Here is a 22,078-nt window from a genome sequence, read left to right as displayed (position 1 = left end):
GGGGGACTCTCCGCCTGTTTCAGCTGGTCCGGGCGCCGTCGAAGCGCTTCATGCGCTCCAGTACGGCGTCGGACGTGGGACGCAGCATCTCGTCGACGATTCGACCGTCTGCCAGGAACAGGACCCGGTCCGCGTAGGACGCCGCGTTCGGGTCGTGGGTGACCATCACGATGGTCTGACCGAGCTCGTTGACACTGCGCCGCAGGAAGCCCAGCACCTCGGCGCCGGAGCGCGAGTCGAGGTTTCCGGTCGGCTCGTCACCGAAGATGATCTCGGGCCGGCTGGCCAGCGCGCGGGCGCACGCGACACGCTGCTGCTGACCGCCGGAGAGCTCGCTCGGGCGGTGCTTGAGCCGGTCGCGCAGGCCGACGGTCTCGATCACGGTGTCCAGCCAGGCCTTGTCCGGCTTGCGACCCGCGATGTCCATCGGCAGCGTGATGTTCTCCAGCGCGGTCAGCGTCGGGAGCAGGTTGAACGCCTGGAAGATGAAGCCGATGTTGTCGCGGCGGAGCTTGGTGAGCGCCTTGTCCTTCAGGCTCGTGATCTCCGTGTCGCCGATCCAGCTCTTGCCGCCGCTCACCGAGTCGAGACCGGCGAGGCAGTGCATCAGGGTCGACTTGCCGGAGCCGGAGGGGCCCATGATCGCGGTGAACTGACCGCGACCGATCTGGACGTCCACGCTGTCGAGAGCGACGACTCGGGTCTCGCCTTCGCCGTACGCCTTGGTGAGCTGCTGCGCGCGGGCGGCGATGGTGCCCCTGGAGTCCGCGTCGGTCATGGCAGCCGTGGCCGTGGTCACGAGTCTGTCCCCCAGATGAGGTGAAAGGGTGGCGCGCTCCGCGGTTTGCAGTGCACAGGATCACCGTAGGGGGGATGGGGCTCCGGCGAATCCTCTCCAAGGACAGATCCGGCCGTCCTACGCAGGGAGGACCCCGGGTACGCCGAACGACCCTTCCCCTAAGGGGAGCCCCGTACCGGTGGGGTACGTCCCGGGGAAGAGTCGACGATCCGTCACGCTGTGTGGATCCCGCTCGTACCAACGATCCGCATCCGACCCGGGGTTCCCCAAATGTCGGGTCCGGGTTCGCCGCGCTCCCCGAGGTGGCCGGCGTCAGTCTTGCGAGGGACCCTCCGGCATCCGATGGCGGGCCGCGATCGCGGCGCCGACCCCGGCCGCCGCGCGGCGCAGGCTTGGGGGCGACACGGCCTCCATATGCGTGCCCAGACCGATCAGTTGGCCCAGTGCGACCTCCTCGGACTCGGTGCGCAGCCGCAGTTCGCGCCACCCGTCCGGGTCGGGCGGCCCCGCCGAGGCGAGCGCGTCCGCGGCGACCACGGGGCCGAAGATCCGCGGCAATCGGCCCAGTGCGGACGGCGAGACCCGGATCACGCAGGCGAACCCCATCAGCGATCGGGCGAAGTCCTCGTTGCTGTGCGCCCACCACGCGCCGAGGTCGAAGCCGTCCGGACGCTCGAAACGTTCCGGCCGAGTGCTCGCGGCCACCACCCGTGACACCCGGTAGCTGCGGATGTCGGTGCGATGGCGGGCGACCAGGTACCAGACGCCGGCCTTGAGAACGAGACCGAACGGGTCCAGTCGGCGGGACACCTCGCGGTCGCGGCGGGCGTACCGCAGGTCCAGCCGGCGGCCGGTCCACACCGCGCTCGCGATCTCGGTGAGGTACGGGACGTCCTCGTCGCGGTGGAACCAGCCCGGCGCGTCCAGGTGGAAGCGCTGCCGGACCCGGCCCGCGCGGGTGCGCAGGTCGGCGGGCAGGGTGGCCATCACCTTGGTCTGCGCCGCGACGAGCACGGTGTCCAGGCCCAGCGCGTCGGCGGCGTGCGGCGCGCCGGACAGGAACAGCGCGGCCGCCTCGTCGCCGGTGAGTCCGTCCAGCCTGGTCCGCCAGCCCTCCACGAGCCGGATCCCGCCGCGCGGTCCGGTCTCGGTCCACAGCGGTACGCCGGACGCCTGGAGCGCGGCGACGTCGCGGTACACGGTGCGGACCGACACCTCCAACTCGTCGGCCAGCTCGGCGGCGGTGGCTCCGCCGGGTCGGTTCTGCAGGTGGAGCAGGAGTGCCACCAGTCGGCCGGATCGCATGACTCGAAACTAACCCGGAATCCTTGCCAAGGGTTGTCAGGGATGGCGGTGCACGATGTGCATATGACGAGTTGGGCGGAGTTCGAGAAGGCCGAGCCGGAGTTCGCGACCCCGGTGCGCGAGCGCTTCGGGATGTACAAGCACCACGTGCTGGGCACGGTGCGGCGGGACGGCTCGCCTCGGCTGAGCGGGTTGGAGGTGGATTTCCGGTTCGAGCAGATGTGGCTCGGCATGATGCCGGGTTCGTTGAAGGCGCGGGACCTGCTGCGTGATCCGCGGTTCTCGATCTTCGCGAATCCGGGGGAGGGGGCGGAACTGGCGCACGGTGACGTGCGGGTGAGTGGGCGGGCGGTCGAGGTCGTGGACGACGTGGTGAAGGGGCCGTATGCGGCCGAGACGGGGGCGCCGGTGCCGTTTCATCTGTTTCGGGTCGAGCTCGACGAGGTGAGTGGGGTGGGGGTGGAGGGCGAGGAGATCGTCCTGCGGGTTTGGCGGCCTGGCGCGCGGGTTCGGACGATTCGGCGGGGGAACGACGATGGTTCTGCGCGGGAGGTGGGTTGAGCTTGGTTGGCCTCAAGCGCCGGCCGGGCTATTCGGCCTCAAGCGCCGGCGGGGCTGGGCCGGCCTCAAGCGCCGGCCGGGCTGATTGGCCTCATGCCTCGGCCGGGCTGTCGGTGGGGGGATTCAGACCGTGGCCTCGGTGGAGGGGGAGTTCTCGGGTGATGGCGATGTTGGTGAGGAAGGGGCGGTCGTGGCCGGCTACCAGTAGGGCTCCTTGGTAGGCGTTGAGGGCCTGTTCGAGTTGGTGGACCGAGGCGAGGTCCAGGTTGTTGGTGGGCTCGTCGAGGATCAGTAGTTGTGGGGGCGGGTCGGCGGACAGGAGCGCGGCCAGGACCGCGCGGAAACGTTCGCCGCCGGAGAGGGTGCCGACTCGCTGTTCGGGGCGATTGCCCTTGAAGAGGAAGCGGGCGAGCCGGCCGCGCAGTTCGGAGTCCGACGCCGTGGGCGCGAAGCGGCGGAGGTTGGCCAGGACGCTCTCGTCCTCGTCGAGGACGTCCAGCCGCTGCGGCAGATGCCGTACCCCGTCGACGCCGATCCGCACGCTGCCCCGGGCCGGCTGCTCCACCCCGGTCAGCAGCCGCAGCAAAGTGGTCTTGCCCGATCCGTTGTCGCCGGTCAGCGCGATCCGTTCGGGACCGCGCACGTTCAGGTCCAGGCCGTCCGGCCCGTACAGCAGATCCGCGGTGTTCAGACCCTCGGCGACGAGCACCGTGCGCCCGGCGGGCACCTCGGTCCCGGGCAACTCGATGCGGATCTCCTTGTCGTCGCGCACCGCGTCCCTGGCCTCGGACAGCCGCGTTCGGGCGTCGTCGAGCCGGCCCTCCTGCGTGCCCCTGAGCTTGCCGGCGGAGACCTCGGCGGCCCGCTTGAGGTTGCCCGCGACGATCCTGGGCACGCCCCCTTCCAGTTGGGCCTTGCGGCCGGTCCGGACCCGGCGGGCCAATCGCACCTGGGCCTCGGCCAGTTCCCGCTTCTGTCTGCGCAGATCGGTCTGCGCGGTGCGGACCAGGCGCTCGGCGGTCGCCCGCTCCTGTGCGAGGACCTCCAGATACGCGCTCAGATTGCCACCGTAGGTGCGGGCCCGGTCCGGGAGCAGTTCGACGATCCGGTCCACCAGATCCAGAAGCACGCGGTCGTGGCTGACCACGACGAGTACGCCCGGATAGCCCCGCATCGCGTCGTACAACCGCTCGCGCGCGGAGCCGTCGAGGTTGTTGGTCGGCTCGTCCAGAAGCAGTACGTCGGGCCGGCGCAGCAGCAGCGCGGCCAGCCCGAGCAGCACCGACTCGCCGCCGGACAACGTGCCGACCGTGCGATCGAGGTCGACGTGCGGCAGCCCGAGCCGGTCGAGTTCGGCGCGGGCCCGCTCCTCGACGTCCCAGTCGTCGCCGACGGCGTCGAAGTGCCGCACGTCGGCGTCGCCGCCCTCGATCGCCAGCAGCGCGGCGCGCGTGCCGGCGATGCCCAGTACGTCGTCGACCCGACGGTCCGCGTCGAGCGGCAGATGCTGGGGGAGGTAGCCGAGGTCGCCGCCGGCGGTGATCGATCCGGAGGTGGGCGACAGGACGCCGGCGATCAGTTTGAGCAGGGTCGACTTGCCCGCGCCGTTGACCCCGACCAGGCCGGTTCGGCCGCCGCCGATGGCGAGATCGAGGCCGGCGACGACGGGGGTGCCGTCGGGCCAGGCGAAGGACAGGTCGGAACATACGATCGCCGGTGCGGTCGGAAATGACATGGAGTGGCTCCCTGGACGCGTGGTGAACGGATCGCGTGGGACACCGCGCGGCGGGATCGGGAGGGGGCCGGACATGAAAAAATCGTCCGGGACGGCCACACCGAGGTCGAGACGCGACCGCGAGCACACACAGGGGCTCGAGCGGCGCGATGTCCGGACCTCAGATGCGCAACGGACCATCCAGACGGACGACAATGTGACCGGCCCAGGCTAACCCTCGGACGCCGAGGACCTCAAATGTTTTTCCCGTCCGGCGCGACGCGTGGCTCGGGGCCGGTGTCCGGAGCGGCGTCGTCCGGGGCCGGATCCGCGGAGTCGGCCGGACCGGCGCGGCGGTCCAGGACGTACCCGGCCACTGCCGCGCCGAAGAGCAGGATCAGGGGCGCGGCGAAGGCGACGAGGATGTGTACGTGCAGTACCAGCGTCGCGCCGGTGAACGCGCCGAGCGCCATCGCGAACGCGGAGAGCATTCGACGGCCCGCGCGCGAGCCGGGGCCGCCGAATCGACGCAGGTCGGCGGCGAGTCCGGTGAGCGTCTGGGACAACACCGTGGTGGTCAGGTCCGGTACGGCCAGCCGCCGGGCCACCGCGTTCTGTAGCCCCATGGCCAGGCCGAGGAGCAGGATCAGCGAGTACCGCTCGCCGGTGCCGAGCCCGCTCACCGCCGCGGCCACGGTCAGGGCCGCCGCGATCAGGACGGCCTGGAGGGCGCAGCCGACCCAGAGCAGGCGCAGTCGCCGATCGCCGAACCCGGCGCCCAGGCGGCCACCGCCGGCGGCGCCGACCAGGAACGCGGCCAGGGCGGCGAGCGAGGCGGACACGGACAGGCCGGGGGTGCCGGCCAGGGCGAAGCCGGTGAAGACCACGTTGCCGGTCATGTTCGCGACGAAGACCCGGCCCAGTTCGAGGTAGCTCAGCGCGTCGACCAGGCCGGTCACCACGGTGAGCACGATCAGCAGCGGCGAGAGTGGGCCGTGCGGGTCGTCGCGCGGCGGCATGAGGGTGTGCTTGGCCTCCCGAAGCGTTTCGCGCATCGATTCCCTTCCGGATCGGCCTTCCTGCGCCCGGCCCGAGCACCGGCCCGAGCACCGGCCCGGCTATCCATAGCCCGTTCGGGACGTCCGGACACCTCGGCCGGCCGATGAGCGCGGCCCCGTTGCCGCCGAGTGGCCGTACCCCTTCATCCCATGTGGTGATCATGATCGTGCGCGCGGCCAGGCATGCCACCAACCGTGACGATGGGCGATTTAGCCTGCAATGGATTTCCCTATATTTCCGATCATTTGGGGCATTCGTGCGATCATCCCGCGGCGTGGCCGCAATCGTCCTGGTGGTGGCGGTGGTCGCCGCCATCGGCTTCGTCGTGTTCGCCGGTGGGCATGACGAGGACCCGAAGCAAAAGGCCGCCGCGCCCGCCCAGGGTGCCCCCAAGGTGCCGCCCGGGCAGGGGCCGGTCACCCTGATCGGCGACGGCTCGACGTCGAGCACGGGCGAGCAGCCGGGCCGGCTCAAGCCTGAGAAGCTCGCACCGGGCCAGGCGCCGCCGCAGTTCCTGGTGTTCTCCTGGGACGGCGCCGGCGAGGACGACAAGAAGCTGTTCTCCCGCTTCCGCCAAGTGGCCAAGGAGAGCAACGCGAAGATGACGCTGTTCCTGTCCGGGGTGTACGTGCTGCCGGAGGCCAAGCGGGCCAAGTACCTGCCGCCGCACAAGCCGATCGGCGCCTCGGACATCGGCTACCTCGACGACGTCCACCTGCGGATGACGCTGGAACAACTCGGCGCCGCGTGGAACGAGGGCCACGAGATCGGTACACACTTCAACGGCCACTTCTGCGGCCCCACCGGCGGCGGCTCGTGGTCGGCGGACGACTGGCGCAGCGAGGTCGACCAGGCCAAGGCGTTCGTCAAGAACTGGAAGACCAACACCGGTTGGGCGGATCTGCCGGCGCTTCCGTTCGACTACGACAAGGAACTGATCGGTGGCCGGGCGCCGTGTCTGGAGGGCCAGAAGGCGCTGCTCGACGCCGCGCCGTCGCTGGGCTTCCGCTACGACGCGAGTTCGCCCGGTGGGCGCCAGGTGTGGCCGACCAAGGTGAACGGGATCTGGGATCTGCCGTTGCAGCAAATCCCGCTGCCCGGGCGCAAGTTCGAGGTCCTGTCGATGGACTACAACGTGATGTTCAACCAGTCGCGCACGGTCAAGGGCGACCCGGCCAAGTTCCAGGAGTGGGAGGAGCAGGCGTACGCGAGCTACATGGCGGGCTTCGAGCGCGCGTACACCGGGAACCGGGCGCCGCTGATGATCGGCAACCACTTCGAGGGCTGGAACGGCGGCATCTACATGAAGGCGGTCGAACGCACCATGCGGACCGCGTGCGCTCGGCCGGAGACGAAGTGTGTGAGCTTCCGCGACCTGGTGGACTGGCTCGATGTCCAGGATCCCGCGGTGCTCTCGAAGCTGCGGACGTATGACATCGGGGCGAAGCCGGATTGGTCGACGCTCGCCGGCTCCGCGCCCGCGCCCGCCGCTCCCGCGGTTCCGGCTGCGGCTTCCGGTGGGGGGCGGGCTGCGGCGGTGCGGGACCGGTACTGATCGGGCCTGCGGCCCGGGTGGCCTCAAGCGCGGGCCGGGCTGGGGGAACGCGGTCTGCGACCGGGGTGGCCTCAAGCGCGGGCCGGGCTGGGGGAGCCGGTTTGTGACCGAGGTGGCCTCGAGCGCCGGGCAGGCTGGAAAATTCAGCCCGGCCGGCGTTTGAGGCCACCGGGCGAGGGGCTGCACCCGGTCGGCGTCAGTCGTGTGAGTGGGGATGGCGGCGGTCTTCGCGCAGGAGTTCGGGGAGGGTTACCGCGCCGGAGCCGTAGCGGCTGGCGACGTCGTCGGGGTTGGAGATGCGGCAGCGCTTCATCGACAGGCAGCCACAGCCGATGCACTGTTCCAAGCCGTCCCGCAGCCGTACCAGAGCCTCGATCTCCTCCTCCAGACGCCCACGCCAGGCCCGACTGATCTTCGCCCAGTCGGCCGGCGTGGGCGTTCGGCCCTCCGGGAGCTTGCCGAGCGCGTCCTTGATCTCCTCCAGCGACAGGCCGATGTTCTGCGCCGCGCGAATGAACGCCAGCCGCCGCAGGATGTGCCGCTCGTACCGGCGTTGGCCGCCGGTGGTGCGACTCGCGCTGATCAGCCCCTCGGCCTCGTAGTAGCGCAGCGCGGATGCCGCGAACCCGCTGCGTGCGGTCATCTGGCCGACCGTCAACAAATCCGTCCCGGTGAGCACGCCGCCTCCTGAGATCCCGGCCCGGCGGTCCGGTGGATTCCGGTTTCGTCCGCTTGACCTGAAGTGCACTTGAACTTGCAGTGTAGAGGGGCAGCCCATCACCGGGTGGGGTGTGGATTCCCCTGGAGATCACCATGCCTGTCGCACTCATCACCGGCGCCTCGCGGGGACTGGGCCTGGCCCTGGCCCGCGCGCTCGCCGCCCGATCCTGGACCCTGGTCCTGGACGCCCGCCGAGCCGCCGACCTGACCCGCGCGGCCGACGAACTGCGAGACCTCGGGGCCGAGGACGTGATCGCCGTCGCCGGCGACGTGGCCGACCCCGCGCACCGCAGCGAACTGCGGGACGTGGTCCGCGAGTCGGGTCGGCTCGACCTGCTCGTCAACAACGCGAGCGTGCTCGGCCCGAGCCCGATGCCGCCGCTCGCCGACCACTCCGTCGCCGACCTGGCCCGGACGTACGACGTGAACGTGTTCGCGCCGCTCGCGCTCACCCAAGCGAACCTGTCCCTGCTGGTCGGCGTCGGTCGCGGCGCCGTCGTGAACATCAGCTCGGACGCCGCCGTCAACGCCTATCCCGGCTGGGGCGGCTACGGCTCCACCAAGGCCGCGCTCGACCATGTCACCGCGACGCTGGCCGCCGAGCATCCGGACCTGGACGTGTACGCGTTCGATCCCGGCGACATGAACACCGATCTGCACCAACAGGCGTTCCCGGGCGAGGACATCTCCGATCGGCCGGCCGCCGCGACGGTGGTGCCGGCGCTGTTGCGGCTGCTCGACGAGCGGCCCGCGAGCGGCCGGTACACCGTGGCCGAGTTCGCCGCGGCGGTGACCTCGTGAGCACCCCGGTCATCCACGACGCGACCGAACCCGCCGAGGCGCGCGGGCTCGCGCGGGACGGGATCCGGCTCCTCGTGCACTCCGAGGGGCGGGTCGAGCACACCGTGTTCCGCGACCTCGGTCGCCACCTGGGGCCCGGCGACCTGCTGGTGGTGAACACCTCCGCGACGCTGCCCGCCGCGGTGGACGGCTACCGGGCCGACGGCTCGCCGGTGACCGTGCACTTCGCCACCCGGCTCGACGAGGAGACCTGGGTGCTCGAACTGCGGCACACCGACGGCACACCCGGACCGGTGGACGGCGTGCGCCGGTTCGAGGCGGTGCGCTTCCCCGGCACCGGATGCGGGATGGCGCTGCTGCTGGAGGCGTACCCGAGGGAACACGCCCGGCAGCGGCTGTGGAAGGCACGGATCACCGTCCCGCAAACGCGGGTGGAGACCTTCCTGGCCGAACGCGGGCGCCCGATCGCCTACTCGTACCTGCGCGAGCGCTGGCCGCTGACGGCCTATCAGACCGTCTTCGCGCGGGACGAGGGCAGCGCCGAGATGCCCAGCGCCGGACGACCCTTCACCCACGAACTCGTGGTCGACCTGATCACACGCGGCGTGGCCATCGCGCCGATCGTGCTGCATACCGGGGTGTCCTCGCAGGAGGTGGGGGAGCCGCCGCTGCGCGAGTGGTTCAGCGTGCCGGAGCACACGGCCGCCATGGTCCGGCAGGCCCGTCGGGTGATCGCGGTGGGCACCACGGTGGTCCGGGCGCTGGAATCGGCGGTGCGCGACGACGGCGAGATCGCGCCCGCGAGCGGCTGGACCGACCTGCTGCTCGGCCCGGACCGACCGGCCCGCGTGGTCGACGGCCTGATCAGCGGTCTGCACGCGCCGGAGGCCACCCACCTGCTGCTGCTGGAGGCGGTGGTGGGCCCGACGGTGCTGCGCCGGGTGTACGACGAGGCCCTCGCGGAGGGCTATCTGTGGCACGAGTTCGGCGACAGCACGCTGCTGCTTCCCTGACCCGGACGAGGCCCGACCCGAACGACGCCCGACCCGGACGACCCGACCCGCGACGCGCGCACGCGGTACCACCCGGGTTCACCGCACGAGTTCACCGCACGAGTTCGGAGACCGGACCGTGTCGGTGTCCCGTGCCTCCCGGCGGGAGATCGCGCCGGGAGCGCACCCACCACAGCACGATCACGCTCGCCACGGCCGCCACGGCACACCACGTCGAGGCGAAGGAGTGGAACCACAGGCGCATCGTGACGGCCGCACCGACGGCGCAGACCAGCCCCAGGACGCGGAGCAATCGGTCCCGCGCGAGCAGCAGCGACCCCAGGGTCGCGACCAGGTAGCCGGCGATCACCCACGGGGCGGCCGGGATGCCCACCGAGTAGCGCACGGTGTGCCCACAGATCTCGGCGTTCACCGGGCGGGTCGCGACCGCGTGTCCCAGCGCGCCGGCGACCACCAGGCCCAGCACGATCAGGACGGTCGCCCGGACCCGCTCCCGGCCGCGCTCGAGCGGCCACTGCGCGGCCAACACGGCGAGCGGGACGAACGCGGGCAGCAGCGGGAAGGCGATCACGGCCCAGGCCTCGCGCGCGATCTCGGCGGTGCCCGGGGACACCGCGCCGCGCTCGCCCTTCCACACCACCGCCTCGATCAACTGGTGGGCGCCCAGGATCACCGGCAGCATCGCCATCGGAAGGTCGTTGATCCGTCGCACCGACGCGACGCTCGCTATGCCCACGGCCGTGATGGCACTGCCCATCACGAGATCGGCTTCGGCGCTCCAACACACGGCTGCCTCGTCTCGCCAGGGAAGGTTGTGGTCGGGAGGTTGTCGGGACGCCTTTCAACGGGGTGGTCGAGTGGCTTGTTCCGTGGCAGGCGTACCCGTAGTCGATGTATTCAACAGTTCATACGCTCATTCGGGCGCAGTAATAGCCGTGGCCTCGGTCACGTTCGCGTGTAGGGCGCACGTACCGCCGGCCGGCCCCGTTGGTCGGGGCCGGCCGGAAGCGGGGCGGAGCGGGTCAGTTGCCCGCGGTCCACTGCTCCCAGGTCAGGTTCCACGCGCCGTAGCCGTTGTCGGCCGCGACCGGCTTCTCCTCGTTGCCCTTGACCTGCACGATGTCACCGCGGATCGAACGCTCGTAGAACCACTTGGCGTTCTCCAGGGCCATGCTGACGCAGCCGTGGCTGGTGTTGGCGTTGCCGAACGGGTTCGTCGTCGCCCACGTGTTCGCGTGCAGGAACGTCCCCGACTCGGTGATCCGCATCGCGAACGGCACGGCCTTCTGGTCGTACTCGTTGCCCAGGCCCACCGTCTGCGAGTTCATGTCGAGCGTGGGATAGCGCTCCTCCATCACCATGATCCCGTTCCACGTCGTGTACTTGGGGTCCTCGCCGGCCGTGATCGGGATCGTCTTGACCACCTGGTCGTTCTCGGAGACGGTCATCGTGTGCGCGTTGGCGTCCACCACGGCGATCCGCTTGGTGTCCGAGATCTTGAACGAGAAGCTCTTGAACTGCTTCGACATCACGCCGCCGCCGAGGTCCACGCCGCGCAGGTTCAGGTCCACCTTCACCTGGGTGCCGACCTGCCAGTAGTCCTTCGGCCGCCACTCCACCCGCGAGTTGCCGAACCAGTGCCACGCGCCGTCCACCGCCGGGGTGGGCGTGACCTTGATCGCCTCCTGGACGGCCTTGTGGTTCTTCACCGGCTCGTCGAACGTGATCGAGACCGGCTGACCCACGCCCACCGTGGAGTCCGCGTCCGGCATGAACGTCGCGGTGGCCGGCCGGGTGGGGTTGAGCACGGTGAACGCCGAGGTCGCGGTGGTCGGCTTGTTGTCCGCGTTGGTCGCGGTCGCGGTCACCGTGTACTTGCCGCCGTACATGAACGGCACCTTGGGCTTCCACGCGTTGCCCGCCAGCGCGCCGTCCACGCTCTCGCCGCTCGCGTTGGTCACCTTGACCTCGGCGACCTTGCCGCCGCCGACCGCGATCGTGACCGGCGCCCCCGGATCGACACCGGTGGCCTTGTCCGCAGGGGTCAGGGTGACGACGGCGGGCTCCGCCGGTCCGGCCCGGTTCTCGCCGGCGGCCTTGGCCGGGTCCGGCGTCGTCTTCTTCGCGTCGTCCTTGTTGCAGGCGCCGGTCAACAACAGCGACGCCGCGACGAGTGCGGCGACTCCGGTGCGTCGGATGATTCGAGACATGGACAGGTCCCCCGTGCTCGGCCGTCTGGTGAACTCACCTGAGGGACGCTGCCGGCGCCGCCGGCGTTGCGCGGGGGACCCTGTGATCGCGATCACTCGGGAGGACCGCCGGGCGACGCGGGCCTGTCGCGTCGCGCGATCGTCACGCCCGGCTCACTCCTTGGTCGCGCTGGTCGACAACCACTGGGCCCAGGTCAGGTTCCACGCGCCGTAGCCGTTGTCGGCCGAGACCGCGCGCTCCTTGGAGTTGACCACCTTGACCACGTCGCCGCGATCCGCGTGGTCGTAGAACCACTTGGCGTCCTCGGGTGTCATGCTCACGCAGCCGTGGCTGGTGTTGGCCCGACCGAACGGTGGGTTCGCCTTGTCGTACCAGTAGTTGCCGTGCACGAAGGTGCCCGACGTGGTGATCCGGACCGCCGACGGCACGTCCGCGATGTCGTACTCCTTGCCCAACCCCACGGTCGCGGAGTTCATCCGGGTCTGGGTGTACTTCTCCATCACCACCATCACGCCGCCCCAGGTGTCGTACTTGGGGGACTCGCCGGTGGTGACCTTGGTGGTCTTGACGACCTTGCCGTTCTCGGTCGTGGTCATCGTCTTGGCGGCCACGTCGACGGTGGAGATCCGGGCCACGCCGGAGATCGCGAAGTTGAAGCTCTTGTACTGCTTGGAGCCCGCGCCGCCGCCGAGGTCGACGCCGCGCAGGTTGAGATCGACCTTGACCTTGGTGTTGACCTTCCAATAGTCCTTCGGCCGCCACTCCACGCGCGTGTTGCCGAACCAGTGCCACGCGCCGGACACCGCGGGCGTCGCGGTGACCTTCATCGCCTTCTCCGCCTCGGCCTTGTTGGTGATCGGACGGTCGAAGCGCACCGAGACGGGCTGGCCGACGCCGACCGTCCCACCGTCCGGGAAGATCGACGCGGTCACCTCCTTGCCCAGCGTCTGGGTGGTGAACTTGGTGGAGATCGTGGTCGGCTGGTTCTCCGGGTTGTTCGCCGTGGTGCTCACCGTGTACTGGCCGCCGGGCGTGAACGGGACCTTCGGCTTCCAGGACTTGCCGTCCGCGGAGAGCGTGCCGTCGACCGCCTCGCCCCTGGCGTTGAGCACCTTGACCGAGGCGATTTTGCCGCCCTCGACCGCGAAGGTGAGCGGATCGCCCAGGTCGACGCCGGTCGCGCCGTCCTCGGGCGTCATGGTCACCTGCGGGGCGGCCCCCTTGGGCGGATCCTGGGGCTTGCCGGACTCGGCGCCGGCGGTCGCACCGGCCGCACCGGGGGCCACCTTGGAATCGCTGCCCGCGTTGCTCGTCTTGTCGCCCTTGTCGTCGCCGCCCAGCAGCCCGCAGGCCCCCGTGAACAGGATCGCGCCGGCGACCAGGACGGCCGGAACGGTGCGCCGTCGCATCGCTTTACCTGCCACGTTTCGGGATTCCCTTCAAACGGGTCGAAAAGATGGAGGTCGCGCGACGCGAGTCTCCGCATCATTGACTGTCGGAGGGCCCCTCAGGTTGCTCCCCGGGTGATGTGATGTACGTCTCGTATCGAACGTGGCAAGCCCGGATCGGGTCGCGTCCGGAGGTGGTGGCCGGGGGCCCGCGCGGGCGGTCGAGTCCCGATGGCACAGGGAATTCCCGGGTCCGCACCCGGCTCGGGGGTCGCGTCCGGGTCGGGCGGGACGGCCGTAGGGCCCGATCGTCCCCGCGCATAGCGGCTTGCGCGGACGACGTCGGCAAAGATATATGCGCAGCGTCGCAGCCGGGGCGGAATGCCCGGACCTCCTCCGTACCGACCGAAAATCGGTATGGATGGCCGGAATCCGGCCGGCCGCACCCGGCGGCGGCGCGGCGGCGCGGCGGCGCCGTCGACGTGAGACTGATCACCGTCCGGCTCTCGGCGGTGGGATCCGCCCGGATCGGCGCCCGGTGCGACGGCGCATGCCGCGCCGTGTCGCGGGTGGCCGGGGTGGACCCCGCCCGACCGCGGGCCGGGCGGGTCCGAGTGCCCCCGTGCAGGTGGGCGGCGGGTCCCGAGCCGCTCTCCCGGATCGAGCACGCCGCCGGCCGGTGTGCTGGTGGGGGCAACGGGCGGGCGACGATCGGGCCCGCCCGACGTGGTCGGCGCGACCCGCCGGCCCGGAGGGTCGGAGCTCTCCGCGCGCCCCCGGCCGGCCCCCGCGGCGGTGGCCCGGGACCGGTCGCCGAGAGGGTTGCGGCACGCTGAACGGCGTCCCGTCGAGAAGGGTAAGTCACGGACATATCAGGGCGGTTGACGACACGTCAGGCTACGCCTGCGTCCGGAAGGTCGGTGTTGGGAACGTCCGGATCGCGCGGGTAGGCTCACGCCCGACCAGCCCCCGGCAACGAGGATCCGCTTGATGTCAGTTGCACACATGCCCCCTCGCGCCCGGTCGGAACGACCGCCCACGGGACGGGCACTGCTCGCCTTCGCGGCCGTGTCGATCATCACCGCCGGCGCGGTCGTGTGGGCGGTGTCCGCGGTCGGCTCGAAACATCGCACGACGGTCGCGGTGGGCGGTGTGGCGGTCGCGCTCGCGCTGGCCATCGCGGTCGCGGCCACGGTGTACGCGGTCGGCACCGCGGATCGGCTGCGCGCCCGGATCGCCGAGATGGAGGGCGACGCCGCTCGGTGGAACGACGACAACCGGGACCGGATGTCCGCGCTGGAGGCCGAGGCGACCCGGCTCGCCGACGAGACGCTGCCGGCGCTGGTGGCGCTGCTGCGCGACGGCGCGTCGGTGGACACCGCGCTCGCCGGCGTACCCACCCCGCGGCACGAGGCGCTGGAGCGGATGTTGACGACCGTGGCCCGCGAGGTCGGCCAGGGCGAGCGCATGCGCGCCGCGGCGATGTCCGCGTGCGCGAACGCGGCCGGGCGGGTCCAGGCGCTGTCCACCAGCATGCTCGCCGATCTGCGCGAGATGGAGGGGCGGCACGGCGAGGAGGTCTTCGGCGATCTCCTGCGGCTGGATCACAGCACCGCCCAGGCGGGTCGGCTCGCGGACAGCATCGCGGTGCTCACCGGCGCCCGTTCCGGCCGCCGGTGGACCAAGCCGATCGTGATGGAGAGCATCCTGCGCGGCGCGGTCGGCCGGATCAGCGCCTACCAGCGGGTGCGAGTGCACTCGACCAGCGAGGCGGCGGTGGCCGGCTACGCGGCCGAGGGCGTCATGCACGCGCTCGCCGAACTGATGGACAACGCCACCAAGTTCTCGCCGCCCTCCGAGCAGGTGCACGTCTACGTCGAGGACGTGCCCGCCGGTGTCGTGGTGACCGTCGAGGACGGCGGCCTGGTGATGGGCGAGTTCGCCCTGCGTCGGGCCGAACAGGCGGTCGCGGCCGAGACGTTGGACCTGACCACGCTGTCCGGGACCCGGTTGGGCCTGGCCGTGGTCGGCTGCCTGGCCCGCAAGCACGGGTTGACCGTGTCGTTCCGCCCGTCCTCGCGCGGCGGCACCGGCGTCGTGGTGATGATTCCCCGGCAACTGGTCGGCGAGGCCCGGCCCGAGCCGCGCAAGCGGGCGGCGCCCGGCACCCGACCGCCGGCACCGGCGGCGGTGCCCCGACAGCCGGCCGCGGCCCCGCCGGTGTTCGAACCGGTGGCCGGGCACCCGCCGGCCGAGCCGGAGCAGGCGCCCGAGGCGGCGCCCGAGCCCAAGCTCTCCGGGCTGGCCAAGCGCCGCCCCGGACAGACCCTGGCCGCCGCGGCCAAGGCGACGGAGCGGGCCGAAGGGCGCTCGGACCCCGCTTCCCGAACGGCCAAGCCGCGCCCCGCGCCCGGAGCCCGCTTCGGCGCCTTCCGCCAGGCGGTCCAGGGCGAGAAGCCGGGTCGGGACGTGACGGCGTCCCCCGACGACAATTCCTGATCGCCCCTTCGCCGGGTCGTACGCAACGAGAGAACGGAGGCAGGGGTCGGCCATCCGGACCGGATGTCCGCCTCGGAAGCCCTATGAGCGCAACAGCACACGGCACCGACGCACAGCCGATCGGCACGCAGCGGCAGCCCGACCGGGAACTCGACTGGCTGCTGGAGAACCTGATCAAGGGCACCCCGGGCACCCGGCACTCGCTGGTGTTGTCCAAGGACGGCCTCAAGTTGTGCCGTACCTCCGGCCTGACGGTGGACCAGGCGGACCAACTCGCGGCCATCGCGTCCGGCATCCAGAGCCTGTCGCACGGCGCCTCCATCGAGTTCGGCGACGGCAGCGGCGGTGTCCGGCAGTCGATGACCGAGTTCCACGGCGGCATCCTGTTCATCGTCGAGGCCGGTGAGGGCGCGCACCTCGCGGTGATCGCGGACGACGACGCGGACGCCGGGGTGGTCGGCCACAACATGAACGAACTGGTCGAGCAGATCGGCGAGTACCTGAGCGCACCGGCCCGCGAGTTCGACGAAGGCGGCCGATCGGCATGATCCGGCGACCAGTCGACAGCGGGGACCCGGACCGGCTGTACACGGTCACCAATGGTCGGACGCACGCGAACGAGGACGCGTTCGACCTGGTCACGCTGATCGTCAGCGAGTGCGAACCGACCCCGGGAATGCAGTCCGAGCACGTGCGGATCCTGCGGATGTGCGATCGCCCCACCGCCGTCGTGGAGATCGCCGCCGAACTGGGCCTGCCCGTGGGCGTGGTGAAGATCCTGCTGTGCGATCTGCTCGACACGGGGCGAATCACCGCGCGGCACCCGCGCCTGTCCCCGCGCCGGGCGCAACTACCCGATACCGAGATCCTGAAGCAGGTGCTCGTTGGACTCCACAACCTCTGAGCTCGCCACGTCCGAGCCGGCCGTCCGTACCCCCCTGGCGAGCACCGCGAGCGACGGGCTCAAGATCGCCATCGTGGGCGGCTTCGGCGTCGGCAAGACGACGATGGTGCGCTCGGTGAGCGAGATCCGTCCGCTCAACACCGAGGAGACGATGACCCGGGCGGGCGTGGGCATCGACGACGCGCGTGCCGCGGACGGCAAGACCACGACCACGGTCGCGTTCGACTTCGGTCGGATCTCGCTCAACGACGAGATGGTGCTCTACCTGTTCGGCGCCCCCGGCCAGGAGCGGTTCTGGTTCCTGTGGGACCGGCTGTTCTCGGGCACGCTCGGCGCGGTGGTGCTGGTGGACCCGCGGCGGCTCGAGGACTCGTGGTACGCGATCGACCGGCTCGAGCACCACGGGATGCCGTTCGTGCTCGCCCGCAACAACTTCGGCCCGCCCGAGTACACCCTGGACGAGGTGCGCGACGCGCTGTCACTGCCCGTCGACATCCCGATGGTCGACTGCGACGCGCGCAGCCGCGAGTCCAGCAAGGCCGTGCTGATCGCGCTGGTGAACCACCTCTACACGTTGTCTGCCGCCCGGGAGCGCGCCCTGTGACCACGCATTCGGACATCGACGACCCGAACGGCGCCGTGCCGCCGCAGGGTTGCCCCGCGCACGCGGACGGCCCGCCGCTCGACCCCTCGCACGTGGGCGCCGCGCGGCTGGCCGGCCCGGGCCTGTGGCAGGACCCGCACCGGATGTACCGCACGCTGCGTCAGGAGCACGGTTCGGTGGCGCCGATCCTGCTCGACGGCGACATCCCCGCGTGGTTCGTGCTGGGCTACCGCGAAGTGCACCACGTGACCGCGAACGACCAGCTTTTCGCGCGTGACTCGCGGCGCTGGCACGCGTGGGACACGATCGCGCCGGACTGGCCGCTGATGCCGTTCGTCGGCTACCAGCCGTCGGTGATGTTCACCGAGGGGCCCGAACACCGGCGGCGCTCCGGGGCGATCAGCGACGCGCTCGCGGCGGTGGACCAGTTCGAGCTGCGTGCCCAGGCGGAGCGGATCGCGGACCGGTTGGTCGACGAGTTCGCGGGGGTGGGCGAGGCCGAGTTGATGGCCGACTACGCGCACCGGCTGCCCTCGCTCGTGGTGGCCCGGCTGTTCGGGCTGCCCGAGGAGGAGACCCCGGCGCTGGTACAGGACCTGGCCGCGTCGCTGGACGGCGGCGACGGCGCGGTCGACGCGCATCTGCGGGTGGGGGCCACGATGGCCCGGCTGCTGGAGCGCAAGCGCGAACGCCCGGGCGCCGATGTGCCCTCGCGGCTGCTCGCGCACCCGGCCGGGTTGGCCGAGGAGGAACTGATCCAGGACATGCTCGTGGTGATGGCCGCCGCCCAGCAGCCCACCGCGAACTGGATCGGCAACACGCTGCGGCTGATGTTGACCGACGACCGCTTCGCGCTGACCCTGTCCGGCGGCCGGCGCAGCGTCGGTCAGGCGCTGAACGAGGTGTTGTGGGAGGACACCCCGACGCAGAACTTCATCGGCCGATGGGCGGTGCGCGCGACCGTGCTCGGCGGTCGCAAGATCAAGGCCGGTGACCTGTTGGTGCTGGGTCTGTCGGCGGCCAACACCGATCCGCAGGTGCGGCCGGACTCGCACTCCGGCGCCGCGGGCAACAACGCGCACATGTCGTTCAGCCACGGCGAGCACCGTTGCCCCTACCCGGCACCCGAGTTGGCCGAGGTGATCGCGCGCGCCGCGATCGAGGTGCTGCTCGACCGGCTGCCGGACGTCAACCTGTCGGTGCCCACCCGGGAACTGGTCTGGCGCGACTCGGTGTGGATGCGCGGCCTGGAGAACCTCCCGGTCGAGTTCACCCCCGCGTACGTGGGCTGATCCGGGCCGATGCGGGGGCGGGCACGATCCCGCCCCCGTCGAAGGCTCAGACCACCGGCGTGAACGTCACCGGCAGCGCCACCGGGCCGCGGGTGAACACGCCCTTCTCGGCGGGCGCGAATCCCGGTGCGAAGGCCAGATCGGGCATCGCGTCGAGCAGTTGGTTGGTGCCGACCTCGACCTCGGCCACCGCGAGCAGCGCGCCGACGCAGAAGTGCCGGCCGAGCGCGAAGGACAGGTGGTCGGCCGCCGCGGAGAACGCGGTCTTCGCGGTCAGATCCTCGCGGAAGATGTCGAAGCGATCCGGGTGGGCGTAGCGCCGGTCGTCCCGGTTCGCCGCGCCGATCAGGCACGTGAGCGTGCTGCCGGCGGGCACCACGCCACCGCCGAACTCGACGTCCTCGGCGGGCTGGCGCATGATCATGTGCACCGGCGGCGAGAAGCGCAGCGTCTCCGCGAAGGCCCGCGGGATCAGCGATCGGTCCGCGCGCACCGCGGCGAGCTGGTCGGGGTGCTCCAGCAGGTTCTTGAACAGGCTCGCGATCGCCTTGTCCGTCGTTTCGCCGCCGGCGGCGAGGAGCAGGCTGCAGAAGGCCTTGATGTCCTCGTCGCTCATCCGGGTGCCGTCGATCTCGGCCAGACACAGCGTGGACAGCAGGTCCGTGCCGGGGTTCGCGCGCCGCTCGGCGATCAGCGGCAGCAGGTACGCGGCGAACTCCTCGCGCGTGCGCAGCCCGGCCGCGGCGACGTCGGGGTCCTGGCTCAGGTTGCCCAGGAACGCGATGACCGACGTGTACCAGCCCTGGAACCGCGCGTGGTCCGCCTGGTCCAGGCCGAGCATGTCCGCGATCACGTCGACCGGGAAACGCTGGGCGAACTCCGGTACCAGGTCCACCGATCCGCGGTCGCGGAAGGTGTCCACGAGCCGTCGCGCGTTGCTCTCGATCACCGGCAGGAAGGTCTTCTGGAGGGTGTTTCCGCGAAAAGCGGGCGCCACCAGCGCGCGGCGCACCGAGTGTTCGCGCCCGCTCATCTGCAGGATCGTCCGCCCGTGCACGGGCTCCAACTGCCAGTCGTAGTTGTCGGTGGTGAACACCGGCTCCTTGAAAGCCCGTTCGAGGTCCTGGTAACGGGAGATGATCCAACTCTGCATCCCCTCGTGCCACAGCAACGGGTGCTCGTCGCGCATCCTGCGGTACAGCGGATACGGATCGGCCGCGAACTCGGGCGAAAGTATGTCTGGCACGTCCAGGGCGGTCATCGAATCCCCTTGTCCAACAACGCAATCGAAGATCATCAATCAACCCGACCAGGCTATGGATCAGCGCACCCCGGAGTCCACCCCGTCCGTACGCCCACGTATTCATCCAGGCGAACAAATGTTCGTGAATTCGACGCGAGGACCAGAAAATGCGAGAACGCGGAAACGACGATGGGGCCCTCGGTGAACCGAGGGCCCCATCGTCGTTTCGCAAGGTGCGCCGCCAGGGACTCGAACCCCGGACCCGCTGATTAAGAGTCAGCTGCTCTAACCAACTGAGCTAGCGGCGCTTGCGTTGCGTGGGAAACATTAGCAGGGGTCGGCGGTGATCGAAAATCGACACCCATCGACAGCCTCGGATCGCGGGCGGGGGCGCGCGGGGAGCGTATCGAGGGCGCGCAAGGTCCCTCGTAGGACTTCTTTGAGGACACCGGGAGGACGCCCCTTTCCGGACATCCGCAAAGAGGTCCCCCGGCCCGTCTCACGGCGGGTACCGTCGGCATCACAGCCTGCACAGCACACCGCACGTCGTAACCGGGAGGGCCGATGGCCATGCGGCAGGGGGCCGGTCCTTCGTCCGGGAATGTCCGGCTGAAGGCCCTACGGCACTCGCATGGCTGGGTTTCCCAGCAACAATTGGCCGACGCCTTCGAGAAGAAGGCGCTCGAATGCGGACTTCGACTCGGCGTCAGCGTGCGGCAGGTACGGCGTTGGGAAAGTGCCGATCCGCCCTGGCCGACCCCCGATTATCAGCAGGTCCTGCAGGCTTTGTTCGAGCGGCCGTTGACCGACCTGGGGTTCACCCCTCCGTGGCAGGCCGAGTTGGCCGAGTACGGCGAGGGCTACACCGACACACCGCCCGCCCCCGAGCAACCGACCGTTCCACCCGCGTTCCCCGCGCCCGCCCGGGAAACCGGGCGGGCGCCCGATCGCCCGGAGTATCCGGGCTACGGCGAGGCCCGAGTGCGCCGGCAGCCGCCGGCCATCGGCGGTCCGATCGGCGGGGCGATGGCCGTGCCGACCCACCCGGCGCCCGGGGTCAAGCGACAGGTGCCGCCACCGCGCTCCGGCCCGGTGCCACCGCCCGGCCCCGTGCCACCCTCCGGGCCCCCTCCCGCGCCCGGCCCGGTGCCGCCTCCCGGACCCGCGATCGTGCCGCCCCGGTCCCCCTTCGAGACCGGGCCCACCGTGGTCGGCGGTCGTCGATTGGAAGGGGACGGCCCACCGGCACCACCGGCACCACCGGGCCTGCCGGTCCGCCCGCCGCTGCGCGCGATCGGCCCCTCGGCCGCCGAGCCCCCGGCCCGGACGCTGGAGATCGCCACCCCCGCGGTGCTGCGCCAACTGCTCCGGGACACCCCCGACCCGGGCCCCCTCGCGGTCCCCATGCACTCGCGGGCGGGCCAGCTCACCGTGGTCGGCGCCGACCAGTACGCGATGCTCACCCGGACCTACCGGCAGATGTACTGGGTCGCCCCCGCCGCCATCGCCTACCCGTCGGTGATCGCGCACGTGCGCCTGGGCACCCAACTGCTCAACGCACCCGGCCCGGCCCGGGCCCGGCGGATCCTGGGCGCGTCCCTGGCGGAGACCGCGATGCTGGCCGGCCGGATGGCCTTCTTCGACCTCGACCGCCCGCACGACGCGCAGGACCACTACCTGGTCGCCTACCGTGCCGCCAACGAGGCCGGCGACACCCTGCTGGCCGCCGCCGTGCTCGCGCACACCGCGTTCATCCCCGCCTTCGACGCGGCGCCCTCCGCCGCCGAGGACATCCTCGACTTCGCGCGCAAAACGGCTACGCGCGGTGCGCCGATGGTGATGCTCGCGTGGTTCGACGCGGTGCAATCCGAGTTCGAGTCGCTGCGCGGCACCCCCGAGCGCGGGCTGCACCTGCTCGACCGGGCCGAGGACCTGCTGTGCCATCCGGACAACACGCCCACGCCGCCATGGCTGGACTTCTTCGACGCCTCCCGGCTGTGGGGCTTTCGCGGCAAGACCGAACTCACCGCGCGCCGGATGGACCAGGCCCAGGGCTCGCTCAACGACGCGCTGCAGAACCTGCCGCCCAACGGCGACAAGCAGCGGGCGGTGATGTACGCCGACCTGGCCGAGGCGGCCTTCCAGGCCGGCCGGGTGGACGAGGCGTGCGGCCGGCTGTTCCAGGCCGTCGACATGCTGCGCGTGCACTGGTATTCGATGGCGATGGACCGCGTACGGATCACCCGCAAACAGTTGGAGCCCTACAAGAACTCGGTCGCCGTGCGCCAACTCGACGAAGCGCTGGAGTCGTTCAGCGAACTGGCGCCCACCGACGAGACCGGATTCGTGGCCCTGCCCGGAGCGGACGAGCAGACCTGAGTTCCCCGTGTCGGTGACATGGTCCACACTG

At 71.0% G+C, this 22,078-nt stretch carries 19 protein-coding genes and 1 tRNA gene; 10 read left to right on the top strand and 10 right to left on the bottom strand.

Translation table 11 applies throughout. The annotated features are described in order from the left end of the window. Positions 1-19: 19 nt before the first annotated feature. On the bottom strand, positions 20-778 hold the full coding sequence (locus tag OG948_RS13315; protein WP_395863474.1) for an ABC transporter ATP-binding protein: 759 nt from the start codon (positions 776-778) through the stop codon (positions 20-22). A gap of 333 nt (positions 779-1,111) precedes the next feature. Then, a complete protein-coding gene (locus OG948_RS13310; protein WP_406296469.1) occupies positions 1,112-2,104 on the bottom strand; it encodes a helix-turn-helix transcriptional regulator in 993 nt (330 codons plus the stop codon). 42 nt (positions 2,105-2,146) lie between these two features. Between OG948_RS13310 and OG948_RS13305 the strand changes: the two genes are divergently transcribed. Then, positions 2,147-2,665 (top strand): pyridoxamine 5'-phosphate oxidase family protein, encoded by a 519-nt coding sequence (locus OG948_RS13305; protein ID WP_406296467.1) that lies wholly within the window; start codon positions 2,147-2,149, stop codon positions 2,663-2,665. Positions 2,666-2,756: 91 nt separating this feature from the next. On the opposite strand, the gene OG948_RS13300 is transcribed toward OG948_RS13305, so the two are convergent. Beyond that, complete coding sequence (locus tag OG948_RS13300) at positions 2,757-4,400, bottom strand: ABC-F family ATP-binding cassette domain-containing protein (protein ID WP_406296466.1); 1,644 nt, start codon at positions 4,398-4,400, stop codon at positions 2,757-2,759. 233 nt (positions 4,401-4,633) lie between these two features. Then, positions 4,634-5,434, bottom strand: coding sequence for a YoaK family protein (locus tag OG948_RS13295; protein ID WP_406296464.1), 801 nt, complete (start codon positions 5,432-5,434; stop codon positions 4,634-4,636). 278 nt (positions 5,435-5,712) lie between these two features. Here OG948_RS13295 and OG948_RS13290 point away from each other — a divergent pair, with 278 nt between their 5' ends. Further along, positions 5,713-6,993, top strand: coding sequence for a hypothetical protein (locus tag OG948_RS13290; RefSeq protein WP_406296462.1), 1,281 nt, complete (start codon positions 5,713-5,715; stop codon positions 6,991-6,993). 196 nt (positions 6,994-7,189) lie between these two features. Here OG948_RS13290 and soxR read toward each other — a convergent pair whose 3' ends face one another. Then, a complete protein-coding gene (gene soxR / locus OG948_RS13285) occupies positions 7,190-7,672 on the bottom strand; it encodes a redox-sensitive transcriptional activator SoxR (RefSeq protein ID WP_406296460.1) in 483 nt (160 codons plus the stop codon). A 134-nt stretch (positions 7,673-7,806) separates the two neighbouring features. Here soxR and OG948_RS13280 point away from each other — a divergent pair, with 134 nt between their 5' ends. Both OG948_RS13280 and OG948_RS13275 read left to right on the top strand, forming a co-directional pair. Then, on the top strand, positions 7,807-8,514 hold the full coding sequence (locus OG948_RS13280; protein WP_406296458.1) for an SDR family NAD(P)-dependent oxidoreductase: 708 nt from the start codon (positions 7,807-7,809) through the stop codon (positions 8,512-8,514). Next, the gene (locus tag OG948_RS13275; protein WP_406296456.1) at positions 8,511-9,527 is read left to right on the top strand and encodes an S-adenosylmethionine:tRNA ribosyltransferase-isomerase; all 1,017 of its coding nucleotides are present in this window, start codon (positions 8,511-8,513) and stop codon (positions 9,525-9,527) included. Before OG948_RS13280 ends, OG948_RS13275 begins: the two co-directional genes overlap by 4 nt. A 91-nt stretch (positions 9,528-9,618) precedes the next feature. Here OG948_RS13275 and OG948_RS13270 read toward each other — a convergent pair whose 3' ends face one another. From OG948_RS13270 to OG948_RS13260, 3 genes are all read right to left on the bottom strand, one after another. Continuing rightward, positions 9,619-10,284 (bottom strand): DUF6629 family protein, encoded by a 666-nt coding sequence (locus OG948_RS13270; protein WP_406296454.1) that lies wholly within the window; start codon positions 10,282-10,284, stop codon positions 9,619-9,621. 265 nt (positions 10,285-10,549) lie between these two features. After that, positions 10,550-11,737, bottom strand: a complete 1,188-nt coding sequence (locus tag OG948_RS13265; protein WP_406296453.1) for an Ig-like domain-containing protein — start codon at positions 11,735-11,737, stop codon at positions 10,550-10,552. A 153-nt stretch (positions 11,738-11,890) separates the two neighbouring features. After that, the gene (locus OG948_RS13260; protein WP_406296451.1) at positions 11,891-13,147 is read right to left on the bottom strand and encodes an Ig-like domain-containing protein; all 1,257 of its coding nucleotides are present in this window, start codon (positions 13,145-13,147) and stop codon (positions 11,891-11,893) included. A 969-nt stretch (positions 13,148-14,116) separates the two neighbouring features. Here OG948_RS13260 and OG948_RS13255 point away from each other — a divergent pair. The 5 genes from OG948_RS13255 to OG948_RS13235 all read left to right on the top strand — a co-directional run bounded on the left by OG948_RS13255 (position 14,117) and on the right by OG948_RS13235 (position 18,425). Further along, on the top strand, positions 14,117-15,625 hold the full coding sequence (locus OG948_RS13255; protein ID WP_406296449.1) for an ATP-binding protein: 1,509 nt from the start codon (positions 14,117-14,119) through the stop codon (positions 15,623-15,625). An 83-nt stretch (positions 15,626-15,708) separates the two neighbouring features. Then, entirely contained in the window at positions 15,709-16,173 is a 465-nt protein-coding gene (locus OG948_RS13250) for a roadblock/LC7 domain-containing protein (protein WP_406296448.1), read from the top strand. Next, on the top strand, positions 16,170-16,529 hold the full coding sequence (locus tag OG948_RS13245; RefSeq protein ID WP_395863201.1) for a DUF742 domain-containing protein: 360 nt from the start codon (positions 16,170-16,172) through the stop codon (positions 16,527-16,529). The genes OG948_RS13250 and OG948_RS13245 overlap by 4 nt, the downstream gene beginning before the upstream one ends. Beyond that, positions 16,510-17,133 carry a GTP-binding protein gene (locus tag OG948_RS13240; RefSeq protein WP_406296446.1) on the top strand — a complete coding sequence of 208 codons (624 nt, stop codon included), beginning with the start codon at positions 16,510-16,512 and terminating at the stop codon, positions 17,131-17,133. Before OG948_RS13245 ends, OG948_RS13240 begins: the two co-directional genes overlap by 20 nt. Beyond that, the gene (locus tag OG948_RS13235) at positions 17,130-18,425 is read left to right on the top strand and encodes a cytochrome P450 (RefSeq protein ID WP_406296444.1); all 1,296 of its coding nucleotides are present in this window, start codon (positions 17,130-17,132) and stop codon (positions 18,423-18,425) included. Before OG948_RS13240 ends, OG948_RS13235 begins: the two co-directional genes overlap by 4 nt. 46 nt (positions 18,426-18,471) lie before the next feature. Here the strand turns inward: OG948_RS13235 and OG948_RS13230 are convergent, their stop codons facing one another. Both OG948_RS13230 and OG948_RS13225 read right to left on the bottom strand, forming a co-directional pair. Then, positions 18,472-19,686, bottom strand: a complete 1,215-nt coding sequence (locus OG948_RS13230) for a cytochrome P450 (RefSeq protein ID WP_406296442.1) — start codon at positions 19,684-19,686, stop codon at positions 18,472-18,474. Between the two features lie 216 nt (positions 19,687-19,902). Continuing rightward, a tRNA-Lys gene (locus OG948_RS13225) sits at positions 19,903-19,976 on the bottom strand. A 256-nt stretch (positions 19,977-20,232) separates the two neighbouring features. Between OG948_RS13225 and OG948_RS13220 the strand changes: the two genes are divergently transcribed. Then, positions 20,233-22,047 (top strand): hypothetical protein, encoded by a 1,815-nt coding sequence (locus OG948_RS13220; RefSeq protein ID WP_406296440.1) that lies wholly within the window; start codon positions 20,233-20,235, stop codon positions 22,045-22,047. The last annotated feature ends 31 nt before the right edge of the window (positions 22,048-22,078 follow it).

It is taken from the genome of Embleya sp. NBC_00888 (genome assembly GCF_045207655.1).
Taxonomy (GTDB): Bacteria; Actinomycetota; Actinomycetes; order Streptomycetales; family Streptomycetaceae; genus Embleya.
Note: the sequence above shows the minus strand (reverse complement) of the source record. Positions and strands in the feature narration are given on the sequence as shown.

What these genes read in the sequence shown, in the direction of transcription:
- OG948_RS13315 (WP_395863474.1), bottom strand. Translation starts at nt 778, where the DNA reads ATGACCGACGCGGACTCCAGGGGCACCATCGCCGCCCGCGCGCAGCAG.
- OG948_RS13305 (WP_406296467.1), top strand. Translation starts at nt 2,147, where the DNA reads ATGGCGGTGCACGATGTGCATATGACGAGTTGGGCGGAGTTCGAGAAG.
- OG948_RS13220 (WP_406296440.1), top strand. Translation starts at nt 20,233, where the DNA reads ATGGCCATGCGGCAGGGGGCCGGTCCTTCGTCCGGGAATGTCCGGCTG.
- OG948_RS13280 (WP_406296458.1), top strand. Translation starts at nt 7,807, where the DNA reads ATGCCTGTCGCACTCATCACCGGCGCCTCGCGGGGACTGGGCCTGGCC.
- OG948_RS13310 (WP_406296469.1), bottom strand. Translation starts at nt 2,104, where the DNA reads ATGCGATCCGGCCGACTGGTGGCACTCCTGCTCCACCTGCAGAACCGA.
- OG948_RS13265 (WP_406296453.1), bottom strand. Translation starts at nt 11,737, where the DNA reads ATGTCTCGAATCATCCGACGCACCGGAGTCGCCGCACTCGTCGCGGCG.
- OG948_RS13230 (WP_406296442.1), bottom strand. Translation starts at nt 19,686, where the DNA reads ATGACCGCCCTGGACGTGCCAGACATACTTTCGCCCGAGTTCGCGGCC.
- OG948_RS13255 (WP_406296449.1), top strand. Translation starts at nt 14,117, where the DNA reads ATGTCAGTTGCACACATGCCCCCTCGCGCCCGGTCGGAACGACCGCCC.
- OG948_RS13245 (WP_395863201.1), top strand. Translation starts at nt 16,170, where the DNA reads ATGATCCGGCGACCAGTCGACAGCGGGGACCCGGACCGGCTGTACACG.
- OG948_RS13250 (WP_406296448.1), top strand. Translation starts at nt 15,709, where the DNA reads ATGAGCGCAACAGCACACGGCACCGACGCACAGCCGATCGGCACGCAG.
- OG948_RS13270 (WP_406296454.1), bottom strand. Translation starts at nt 10,284, where the DNA reads ATGGGCAGTGCCATCACGGCCGTGGGCATAGCGAGCGTCGCGTCGGTG.
- OG948_RS13295 (WP_406296464.1), bottom strand. Translation starts at nt 5,434, where the DNA reads ATGCGCGAAACGCTTCGGGAGGCCAAGCACACCCTCATGCCGCCGCGC.
- OG948_RS13260 (WP_406296451.1), bottom strand. Translation starts at nt 13,147, where the DNA reads ATGCGACGGCGCACCGTTCCGGCCGTCCTGGTCGCCGGCGCGATCCTG.
- OG948_RS13300 (WP_406296466.1), bottom strand. Translation starts at nt 4,400, where the DNA reads ATGTCATTTCCGACCGCACCGGCGATCGTATGTTCCGACCTGTCCTTC.